Genomic DNA, 11,545 nt, shown 5'->3' with positions numbered 1-11,545 from the left:
CGTGGCATATGTTCGACCCGATCGGGGGGTGGCGGTGTACTCGGTGGTGTGGTGTGGATGCGATATCCATCCGGAACGGTGACTTGCCGGCTCGATTCTGGACGCGGACCGATTTCTGTGCGAGTGCAGCTGAAGCGTATTAGCGGACAGTTAGCCGCATCTGGTGCACAGGTTGGGTGACCGCGGTATGCCGCTCGAACGGCGGCGTAATAACGGTGCTGACCCGAGTTCATCATTGGGGTAGATATGAGCGGATCGGTATTGCCGGGTTGTCTGGACGGGTGCTAGCTTTCCTTGGTCCACGGGTGGGTGGCGATGGAACTACGCTCGAAACCCCTGGCCTCTCCGCCGTCTGAGCAAGGGTAGAAGCGTGGGCATTAAGCTGGGAATCGGACAATCTGTCGAGCGGCAATACGTTTGTGCGTTTCGGCTCGGTGCTGAATTCGTTAGAGCCGGCCGGGCTGATCGTCGCGCTCATCCCGCCGGCTTCGCTACTGGGGGCCGTTGACCGCCGGGATGCGCCGAATGTACTGCAGGAAGCCGCTTCTCACGGTAAGAAGGGGCGGTGGATACGCATCGTGGCTCGCTATCCAATGGTGGTTACCGTCCTGTGTGTCGGGCAGGTCGGCGTGCTCTCGCCCGCGGTCGGCGGCACGCCACGCAGCCGACTTCGCAGTTGACACAACAGCTTCGGAGATCGACCTCGAAGGCTCGCGGTTCGACCGCGCAGCCGCTGGTGCGGCACCGCCGTCGAGCCCGGTCGGGACCGAGAAATGAGGATGACCGATGGCCGACGAAGCTGAACTACGCCGCTACCTGAAGAAGGCGGCCCGGGAACTGCACGAGACCCAGCAGCAGTTGCGCGAACTGCGCGCCAGGATCAGCGAGCCGATCGCGATCGCCGGGATGTCGTGCCGGTTCCCGGGCGGTGTGTGCACCCCGGAACAGCTGTGGGACAGCGTGCTCGAGGCCAGAGATCTGGTCTCGGAGTTCCCGGCCGATCGGGGCTGGGATCTCGACGCGATCTTCGACCCGGACCCGGACAGCTTCGCCACCGCCACGGTGCGCCACGGTGGCTTCCTGGATCGTCCCGGTGACTTCGACGCCGGGTTCTTCGGTGTCAGCCCGCGCGAGGCGTTGGCGATGGACCCGCAGCAGCGGCTGGTGCTCGAGCTGGCCTGGGAGGCGGTCGAACGGGCCAGGATCGACCCGGCGTCGTTGCGCGGCAGCGATACCGGTGTCTTCGTCGGAATGACCGGTCAGGGCTACGGATTCGGCTCGGCGGCGACGCTGGACGGCGCCGAAGCGTATTTCATGAACGGCAATGTCGCGGCCATGGCCTCGGGGCGCGTCGCGTACTTTCTCGGGTTGCACGGACCCGCGGTCACCGTGGACACCGCCTGTTCGTCGTCGTTGGTGGCGTTGCACCAGGCGATCCAGGCGTTGCGGTCGGGCCAGATCTCGCTGGCCCTGGTCGGCGGCGTCACCGTGATGGCAACCCCTTTCACCTTCGCGGCATTCTCCCGGCAGCGTGCGCTCGCCGCCGACGGTCGATGCAAGGCGTTCGCGGCGGGCGCGGACGGCACCGGCTGGGGGGAGGGCATCGGCATGGTCGTCGTCGAGCGGCTCTCGGATGCCGAGCGGCACGGCCACCCGGTGCTCGCGGTGATCCGCGGGTCCGCGGTGAACTCCGACGGAGCGTCCAACGGTTTGACCGCGCCCAGCGGTGTGGCCCAGCAGAAGGTCATTCAGGCGGCCTTGGCCGACGCACAGGTGCGACCGGACCAGGTGGACCTGGTGGAGGGACACGGCACAGGCACGGTGCTCGGTGACCCGATCGAGATCGAGGCGTTGCTGGCCACCTACGGCAGGCAACGTGATCGCGACCGTCCGCTCTGGCTCGGCTCGGTGAAATCGAATGTGGCGCACACCCAATCGGCCGCGGGGGTGGTCGGGCTGATCAAGACCGTGGCGGCGCTGCGGCACGGCGTGGTGCCACCGACCCTGCACGTGGACGCGCCGAGCCCGCACGCGGACTGGTCGGCGGGCACGATCCGACTGCCCACCCACGCACGTCCGTGGCCCAGGGGCGCGGGCCCACGGCGAGCGGGCCTGTCCTCGTTCGGCATCAGCGGCACCAACGCCCACGTCGTCCTCGAGGAGTACGTCGTACCCGACCCGAGCCCGGCACTGGGCACCGAGAGCGCGGCACCGGGAGCGGCGCTGGCTTGGGTGCTGTCCGGGAAGAACGCGGACGCGCTGGAGGCGCAGGCCACCCGGCTGCACGCCGCCCTGCTGGCCGATCCGGACAGTGATCCGGTGGCAGTCGGCTATTCGCTCGCCACCACCAGGACCGTGTTCGACCACCGCGCCGTGGTGGTGGGCCGCGACCGCGCCGAATTGCTCGATCAGCTGGCGGCTTTGGCGGGCGGGTCGGCGTCGAGTTCGGTCCTGCGGACCCATCGGCGCGGCGGCAGAACCGCGATGATGTTCCCGGGCCAGGGCAGTCAGCAGGTCGGCATGGGCCGGCGGCTGTACGACGAATTCCCGGTCTACGCGGCCGCGTTCGAGGAACTGTGCCGGAGTTTCGCGCCGGTGCTCGACCGGCCGCTGGCGCGGGTCGTCTTCGATCCGGACGCGCAGCACCTGCTCGATCGCACCGAATACACCCAGCCCGCCCTGTTCGCCGTCGAGGTGGCGCTGTTCCGCCTGCTCGAATCCTGGGGTGTGCGACCGGATTTCGTGATCGGACACTCGATCGGCGAAGTGGCCGCCGCGCATGTGGCCGGGGTGTTCACGCTGCCGGACGCCGTCACGGTCGTCGCGGCGCGCGGGCGGCTGATGCAGCAGTTGCCGCCGGGCGCCATGGTGTCGCTGCGCGCCCGCTACGACGAGGTGGCCGAGTCGCTGGCGGGATTCGACGGGGACGTGGCGGTGGCGGCGTGCAACGGGCCGAACGCGACGGTGATCTCCGGCGGCGAGGCGGCGGTGCGGACGCTCGCGCGCGAGTGGCGCGAGCGCGGTCGCCGCGTGCAGCGGCTCCGGGCCGACCGGGCCTTCCACTCGCCGCATGTCGACGCGATGCTGGCCGATTTCGGGCGCGTCGTCGCGAGTGTGCGACGCGGCAGTGCGTCGATTCCGTTGCTTTCCACCGTGACCGGTGCGCCCGCGGCCGCGGCGGAGTTGAGCTCGGTCGACTACTGGCTGCGGCAGGCGCGCGAGCCGGTTCGCTTCCGCGACGCGCTGGACCATCTGCTCACCGCGGGCGTGACCACGCTGGTCGAGGTGGGGCCGGGCACGGTGCTGTCGGACATGAGCTACGAGTCCATCGGCGAAGCCCGGTGCGCCGCGGTGCCGATACTGCGCGCTGCCGACGGCGCGAGCGACGGATTCCTCAAAGCCGTTGCGGGAGCTTGGGTTCGCGGCACACCCGTGCAGTGGAGTGCCGCCTTCGCCGGGCAGACCATGCGCACGGTGGATCTGCCCACCTACGCCTTCCAACGCGGGCACTATTGGTTGCGCAGCGCCTTGATGGCCGAAACCGCCGGGGCCACAGTCGCGTTCGGTGCCGAACCGGTCCCGCAGGCACAGTCCGCGCCCCAGCTCTCGCCGGTTCGAGCGCAGCTGTCCGCACTGCCGCCCGCGCAGTGGTCGCGTCACCTGTGCACCGTGGTCGAGGCGCAACTGCGCGAGATCCTGGTGGATCTGCACGACGCCGAGATAGATATCGACGCGACGGTGCTGGACCTCGGGCTCACGTCGCTGTCGGTCTTGGAATTCCGCAGCCGGATCAACGAGGCCGCCGGCACCGCGGTGTCGGTCGAGGATCTGTTCCGTCATCCGACGCCCCGGGGTATCGCCGAATTGCTCGCTGCCGCCATCGAATTGCCGCAGCGCCACCAGACCACCGCGATAGCCGTATGAGAGCGCGCCGAGAGAGACCAGCTATGACGAAGAATCTGAGGACGGGCTCGGTCCCGTCGCGCGACGGCCTCACCTTCGAACAGACCGTGCCACGCGCGCTCGCGCACCGGCGGGCGCTCGGGGAGGTGTTCGTCACGGACACAGTGCAGGTGGGGGCCGGCGAATTCCTCGCGGCCATCCAGTTGCCGCGGGCCCATTCGCTGTGGTTCGACCGGACCGTCGACTATCACGATCCGCTGTCCACGGTCGAAGCGATCCGGCAGGCCATGCTCGTCGTCGGCCAGCGCTACGCGCAGGTGCCGCCGGATTCACCGCTGAGCCTGCAACGTCTGGTGTGCTGTGTGGAGGACCTGAGCGCGTTCCGGGACGACCGGCGAACGCCGCTCGAGGGCATCGTGCGGATTCGTTCCGAGCAGGGCAGGCCGGGAGACTATTTCGTCGACACCGCGTTCGAGGCGACCCTGACGATCGATGCCGCCTTGGCGATGACCGTCGGCGGTGGCGGCGTCGTGTTCACCCGCGACGCCTACGACGGACTGCGCGTGGTCCAGCGCGCCGAACGCGCTGCGCCGGAACCGGATATGGCCGCTGCCGGCACGCCGCTCGCGCCGGGGCTGGTCGGCCGCCGCGACCACCGCAATGTGGTGCTGGCGACGATGGCTCCCGGCGCGGACCTGGTGTTGATCGTGGACCAGAGCCACCCTTCGTTCTTCGATCACCCCTACGATCACGTGCCCGGCCCACTGCTGCTCGAAGCTTTCCGGCAGGCGGCGATACTGGCGAGCGCCGACCCGGATACCCCGGCGGCCGTCGTCGCCGCCGAGGTCGAGTTCACCGGCTTCGCCGAGCTGGACGCGCTCGTGACGTGCAGCACGGAATCGGGTGCGGGCCTGGACGGCACAGAGGTCGTCGTCGGTTTCCACCAGTGCGGCAAGCAGATCGCGCGCGGCCGGATCGAGCTGTCGCCCTATCCGGGGCCCCGCTAGGGCGCACAAACACGTTCGACAGCACAGCATCTCGTGAGCCGTGGTGTCCGTGCGTCAGCACCGCACCCGGCACGCAGGAAGGCGTACAACGATGGCAACCGAATCCGACCTCCGGCTATACCTCAAGCGGGCCGCGATCGATCTACAGCAGACACGGCAGCGCGTACGGGATCTGGAGTCCCGGGCGCAGGAGCCGATCGCGATCGTGGGCATGGGCTGCCGATTCCCCGGCGGCATCGACAATCCCGCCGATCTGTTCCGGGCGACCGTCGAAGGGCGGGACCTGATCACCGAGTTCCCCGCCGATCGCGGCTGGGACATCGAGTCGGCTTACCACCCGGACCGCGACAACAAAGGTTCGCTCTACATCCGCAGCGGCGGGTTCCTCACCGGCCCGGGCGATTTCGACGCCGCCTTCTTCGGGATCTCGCCGCGCGAGGCCAAGGCGATGGACCCGCAGCAGCGTCAGCTGCTCGAAGTCACCTGGGCGGCAATCGAACACGCGGGCATCGATCCGACGACGCTGTCCGGCACCGCGACCGGGGTGTTCGCCGGGGTCATCGCGCCCACGCATCGGCGCGAACCCGACGACATGGCCTCGCTGCACGGCATGGTGATGACCGGCAACACGTGCAGTGTCGCCACCGGGCGGATCGCGTACACCCTGGGCTCGGCGGGTCCGGCGGTCACGGTGGATACGGCGTGCTCGTCGTCACTGGTCGCCATGCATCAGGCGGTGCAGTCGTTGCGCCGTGGTGAGACCGCGCTGGCACTGGCCGGGGGTGCGACCGTGATCACCGGACTCGCCGACTACATCGAGTTCTGTGCGATGGGCGCGCTCGCGCCGGACGGCCGGTGTAAGTCGTTCGCGGACAACGCCGACGGCTTCAGCGTTGCCGAGGGTGTCGGCATCCTCGTGCTCGAGCGGCTGTCCGACGCACGCCGCAACGGACGCCGGGTGCTGGCCCTGATCCGGGGCTCTGCGGTGAACCAGGACGGCGCCAGCAACGGCCTGACCGCGCCGAGCGGGCCCGCGCAGCAGCGGGTCATCGCAGCGGCGCTGGCGGACGCGCGGCTGAGCACCCGCGACATCGACGTGCTGGAGGCGCACGGCACCGGCACCGCGCTGGGCGATCCGATCGAGGCCACGGCCCTGCTCGCCACCTACGGCCGCGATCGGGCGGGCGAACCGCTGCTGCTCGGTTCGGTGAAATCGAATATCGGGCACAGCCTGGCCGCCGCCGGCGTGGCCGGCGTCATCAAGATGGTCGAGGCCCTGCGCCACGGTGTCGTGCCGCCCACCCTGCACGCGGACACTCCGAGTTCGCATATCGATTGGGAGAGCGGCCAGGTCGAGTTGGTCGCCACCGCGCGCGAATGGCCCGCGACCGGGCAGCCACGCCGCGCCGCGGTGTCCTCGTACGGCATCAGCGGTACCAACGCGCACCTCGTGCTGGAACAGGCGCCCGTCGAGGCAGCCGGTTTGTCACCGGAACGTGTTGCGCCGCCGATGATTCCGTGGGTCGTCTCGGCGAAGAGCCGGGACGCGCTGCTCGGCCAGGCGCGCCGGCTGTCGCAGTGGGTGCGCGAGCAGCCCGACCTCGATCCGGTGGATATCGGCCTGTCTCTCGTGACCACGCGTGCCCGCCATCCGTATCGTGCGATCGTGGTGGGGCGCGGTCGGACCGAATTGGCTGCCGGACTGGCCGATCTGGCAGCCGGTACGGACGTGCCCGGTGTGCTGATGGGCGGCGGTGCGATCAAGGGCAAGACCGTGTTCGTGTGCTCCGGGCAGGGTGCGCAGCGGCACGCGATGGGGCGCGAACTCTACGATGCCTTCCCGGCCTATCGCGCGCGGTTCGACGAGATCTGTGATCTCTTCGCGCCGTTGCTGCCGCGGCCGCTGCGCGCCGTGGTGTTCGCCACTGCGGGCAGCGCCGACGCGGCGCTGCTGGACCGGACCGACTTCACGCAGGCGGGGCTGTTCGCCGTCGAGCTGTCGCTGTTCGCACTGTTGCGCTCCTGGGGCGTGGATCCCGATGTCGTGCTGGGTCATTCGATCGGGGAGATCGCCGCGGCGTGCGCGGCGGGCGTGTGGTCGCTGCCGGACGCGGTACGCCTGGTGGCCGCGCGCGGTACCTTGATGGCCGCGCTGCCCGCCGGAGGCGCGATGGTTTCGGTCACCGCGGGCGAGGAGGTCGTCGCGCCGCTGCTGTCCGGTCGAGCGGGCGAGGTGAGTATCGCCGCGGTGAATGCGCCGGATTCGGTGGTGCTTTCGGGCGTCGCGGCCGTGGTCGAGGAGATCGCCGCCGACCTGCGCGCGGGCGGTGCGAAGACCACGAGACTTCGGGTGAGTCACGCGTTCCATTCACCGTTGCTGGCGCCGATGCTCGACGACTTCGCCGCCGTCTGTGCCGAACTGACCTATCACGAACCAGCAATACCGGTGGTGTCGAACGTGACCGGGCGCCTGGTGACGTCCGGTGCGATGGGTGACCCCGGCTACTGGGTGCGGCACGTCAGCGACCCGGTGCGCTTCGCCGACGGTGTCGCGGCGGCGGCCGAATTCGCCGGGGCCGGTGCGACCTTCCTCGAACTCGGGCCGTCGGCCGCGGTCACCGGATCGGTCGCCGCCACGCTGGCGGAGGATGCCGACGCGGACGACGCGCCGGACTTCGTCGCTGTGCCCACCCTGCGCGCCGAGCGATCCGAACCCGGTGCGCTGCTGTGCGCGGTGGCCGTGGCGCACGGCCGCGGCACCCCCGTTCGCTGGGCGGAACTGTTCGCCGGAACCGGTGCGCAGATCGTCGAATTGCCCACGTACGCCTTCGACCACACGACCTATTGGGTTGTCGCGGGGACGGGGTCGAGCGACCCCGGGCGGTTCGGCGCCGGTGCGGTGGCACACCCGCTGCTGGGCATGGTGACCGGCGTTGCCGACGGCGGCGGTGTGCTGTTGTCGGGCCGGGTGTCCGCGACCTCGCACGGCTGGCTGGCCGACCACGCCGTGGGTGGCCGAATTCTGTTGCCGGGGGCGGCTTTTGTCGAGATGGCCTGGTGCGCGGCGCGGTACGTCGGCGCGGAACGGGTGGGCGAGCTGGTGTTGTTGTCGCCGTTGGTGATCGGCGACCGTGCGGTACAGGTGCAAGTGCGGGTCACCGAGGGGGAGCTGTCCGGGGAGTGGCGACTCGGGGTGTACTCGCGACCCGAGACAGCAGAGCTGGGTGCGTGGGTGTGCCACGCGACCGGCGTCCTGGATTCGGTTGTCGTGCCATCCGATCTGGGTGCGGAGCTGCGGACGTGGCCACCGGCAGGTGCGGTGGCGGTGGACACCGAGCACGTGTACGAATCGCTGGCCGCGGCGGGGTACGGCTACGGGCCGATGTTCCAGGGCGTGCGCGCGGTCTGGCGACGGGGCGACGAGCTGTTCGGCGAGGTGGTCCTGCCCGAGCCCGGGTCGGCGGACGTCGGCGGCTTCGGACTGCATCCGGCGCTGCTGGACGCGGCGCTGCACGTGTCGCTGGTGGGCGAGTTGGACTCCGGCGACGCGGATCCTCGGGTGCGGCTGCCCTTCGGGTGGGAAGGGGCGACACTGGCGGCCGAGGGTGCGTCGATGGTGCGGGTGCGGGTGGCGCGCACGGGCGACCGCATGGAGCTGACGCTGGTGGATCCGGAAGGCGGACTGGTCGCGCACGTCGAAGGGCTGACCGTGCGCGAGGTTTCGGCCGATGCGTTGATCGGGTCGGCCGCGCCGGTCACCGACGGGCTGTTCGAAGTGCACTGGGTCGCGATGCCACCGCTCGACAGCGCGGACCGTGGCGGGTGGACCGCACTGTCGGACCCGGTGGCGGCCGAACACCCGGGCGGACCATGGGAACTGGAGCGGTACCACGAGTCCGGCCGAGACGTGGTCGTGCTCACCTGTCCACCGGCGCGGCAGGACGAACCGATCGCCGACCTGCACACCTGCGTGACCGGCGTCCTGGCCCGCGTGCAATGGCTCTTGGGCGCACCGGATTTCGCGGCATCCACCCTTGTCGTCGTCACTCACGGCGGTGTCGCGATCGACGGTGGCGCGGACATCGATCCGGCGCGGGCCGCGGTCTGGGGACTGCTGCGGAGTGCGCAGAACGAGCACGAAGACCGCATCGTCCTGTTGGACTCGGCCGCCACCGCGGACCAGCGAGCGCCGGCGGCCGTCGTCGCGCAGCGGCGGTCGGCGGTGGCGGCGGTACTGGCGGCGGGTGTCCGGCAGGCAGCGGTGCGGAACGGCGTCGTCTACCAGCCGCTCTTGGAGCGGGCGGGCGCGAACACCACGAGCGGGGCGCAGTTGGCGGCAGCGGGCGCACCGTGGCGGTTGGCGGCGGCGGACAAGGGCACGCTGAACGGCGACAATCTGATCCTCGACGCGGACGACGAGGCGGCGGTGCCGGCGGCGGGTGAGGTGCGCGTCGAACTCCGCGCGGCCGGGATCAACTTTCGGGATGTGCTGATCGCGCTGGGGATGTATCCGATCGAAGGCATGCCGCTCGGTAGTGAAGGCGCGGGTGTGGTGACGGCCATCGGACCGGAGGTGACCCGGTTCGTGCCCGGTGATCAGGTGATGGGGCTGTTCCCCGGCGTCGGCTCCACGGTGCTGACCGATCAAGCGTCGCTGGTGCGGGTTCCGTCGGGTTGGGGTTTCGCGGAGGCTGCTGCGGTGCCGGTGGTGTTCGCGACGGCATATCACGCGCTGGTCGAATTGGGTGGGTTGCGAGCTGGGGAGCGGGTGTTGGTGCACGCGGGGACCGGTGGCGTCGGTTTGGCGGCGGTGCAGGTGGCGCGGTGGATCGGGGCGGAGGTGTTCGTCACCGCGTCGGTGGCCAAGTGGCCGGTGTTGCGGGAGTTGGGTTTTGGTGACGAACGGATCGGTGATTCGCGGTCGTTGGATTTCGAGGCGAAGTTCTTGGCGCAGACCGGTGGTGCCGGTATGGATGTGGTGTTGGATTCGCTGGCGGGGGAGTTCGTGGATGCGTCGTTGCGGTTGTTGCCGCGGGGTGGTCGATTTGTGGAGATGGGTTTGACCGACCTCCGAGATCCGGAGCAGATCGCTGCCACGTACCCGGGCGTGCGGTATGCGGCCTTTCTGCTGATGGATCTACCCGCCCGACACCTTCAGCACATCTTGGACGAACTGCGCACTCTCTTCGAAGCCGGTGTGCTGCAGCCACTTCCGACCACCTGCTGGGATATGCGCCGAGCTCCTGAGGCGTTCCGGTTGCTGTCGCAGGCGCGCCATATCGGTAAGAACGTGTTGACGGTCCCGCAGCCGCTGGATCCGGCCGGCACGGTGCTGATCACCGGCGGCACCGGAGGTCTGGGCGCGACGGTCGCGCGGCACCTGGTGGCGCGGCACGGGGTTCGGCATCTGGTGCTCGCGTCACGGCGCGGCATGACCGCCGACGGGGCCACGGAACTGGTGGCCGAATTGTCCGCCGCCGGTGCTGCGGTGCAAGTGGTGGCCTGCGATCTCGCCGACGGTGCCGCGGTGCGCGCGCTGGTCTCCAATCTCGGCCCCGCACTGACCGGCGTGGTGCACGCGGCGGGCGTGGTCGACGACGGCCTGTTCACCGATCTCGACGCCGACCGCGTCGTGCAGGTGCTCGCGGCGAAAGCCGTTGCGGCATGGCAGCTGCACGAAGCGGTGCAGGATCTGCCGCTGTCGATGTTCGTGCTGTTCTCCTCGATCGCGGGCACCGTGGGCGCACCCGGCCAATCGAATTACGCCGCGGCCAACGCCTTTCTGGACGCGCTCGCGTGGTACCGGCAGCGGCGCGGACTGGTCGCGACCTCGATCGCCTGGGGCCTCTGGGAGCAGGCGACCGGGATCACCGGGACATTGACCGAGCGGGATCGAAACCGGTTGCGCGCGAGCGGCTTCGTGCCGATCGCCACCGAGGACGGTCTGGCCATGCTGGACGCGGCGATCGGTTCCGGGCAGAGCTGCGTGGTGGCGTCGCGGATCGACGCCACGGCCATGCGGCAGCGGGAAACAGTGCCGGCGATCCTCGGCGGCGTCGTGCGTCAGCGGCGCAGGGCGGCGGATGCGGCGGCCGGCCAGACAGCCGGTTTGGTGGCTCGTTTGTCGGGTTTGGGTGTGGTGGAGCAGGGTCGGGTGGTTTTGGATGTGGTGCGGTCGCTGGCGGCGGCGGTGTTGGGGTTCGGGTCGGTGGCGGGGGTGGGTGCTGATGATGTGTTCCGGGATTTGGGTTTCGATTCGTTGGGTGCGGTGGAGTTCCGGAATCGGTTGCAGGGTGCGACGGGGTTGAAGTTGGCGACGACGGTGGTATTCGACTACCCGACCCCCGCCGCCCTGGCGGGCTATATCGCCACGGAGATCGCCCCGGTCGAGGACACGGTGGGCCGGATCGTCGCGCACGTGGACCTGTTGTCCGGCCTGTGCGACGGGGTGGCGCTCGAACGCGCGGACGTCGCCGTGCTCGCCGAGCGATTGACCGAAATCATCCGAAGCCTGCAGGGGGACACCGGGTCCGGCTTCGACCTGGACGACGCCGACGACGCCGAACTCTTCGAATTCATCGATCAGGCCCGCCCCACCGGCTACGTCTGATCCACCGCACCGACCGATATCGAGG

General features: G+C 69.8%; 3 protein-coding genes. All 3 read left to right on the top strand.

What is annotated here, in order from left to right:
• The first annotated feature begins 786 nt into the window (after nt 1-786).
• The 3 genes from NVU01S_RS03600 to NVU01S_RS03590 all read left to right on the top strand — a co-directional run bounded on the left by NVU01S_RS03600 (nt 787) and on the right by NVU01S_RS03590 (nt 11,520).
• Nucleotides 787-3,924 (top strand): type I polyketide synthase, encoded by a 3,138-nt coding sequence (locus tag NVU01S_RS03600; protein WP_052280197.1) that lies wholly within the window; start codon nt 787-789, stop codon nt 3,922-3,924.
• Nucleotides 3,925-3,947: 23 nt separating this feature from the next.
• Complete coding sequence (locus NVU01S_RS03595; RefSeq protein ID WP_052280196.1) at nt 3,948-4,910, top strand: AfsA-related hotdog domain-containing protein; 963 nt, start codon at nt 3,948-3,950, stop codon at nt 4,908-4,910.
• Nucleotides 4,911-5,001: 91 nt separating this feature from the next.
• Complete coding sequence (locus NVU01S_RS03590) at nt 5,002-11,520, top strand: type I polyketide synthase (protein ID WP_063048054.1); 6,519 nt, start codon at nt 5,002-5,004, stop codon at nt 11,518-11,520.
• The last annotated feature ends 25 nt before the right edge of the window (nt 11,521-11,545 follow it).

Source organism: Nocardia vulneris (genome assembly GCF_001613425.1).
Lineage (GTDB): Bacteria > Actinomycetota > Actinomycetes > Mycobacteriales > Mycobacteriaceae > Nocardia > Nocardia vulneris.
Note: the sequence above shows the minus strand (reverse complement) of the source record. Positions and strands in the feature narration are given on the sequence as shown.

What these genes read in the sequence shown, in the direction of transcription:
- NVU01S_RS03600 (WP_052280197.1), top strand. Translation starts at nt 787, where the DNA reads ATGGCCGACGAAGCTGAACTACGCCGCTACCTGAAGAAGGCGGCCCGG.
- NVU01S_RS03590 (WP_063048054.1), top strand. Translation starts at nt 5,002, where the DNA reads ATGGCAACCGAATCCGACCTCCGGCTATACCTCAAGCGGGCCGCGATC.
- NVU01S_RS03595 (WP_052280196.1), top strand. Translation starts at nt 3,948, where the DNA reads ATGACGAAGAATCTGAGGACGGGCTCGGTCCCGTCGCGCGACGGCCTC.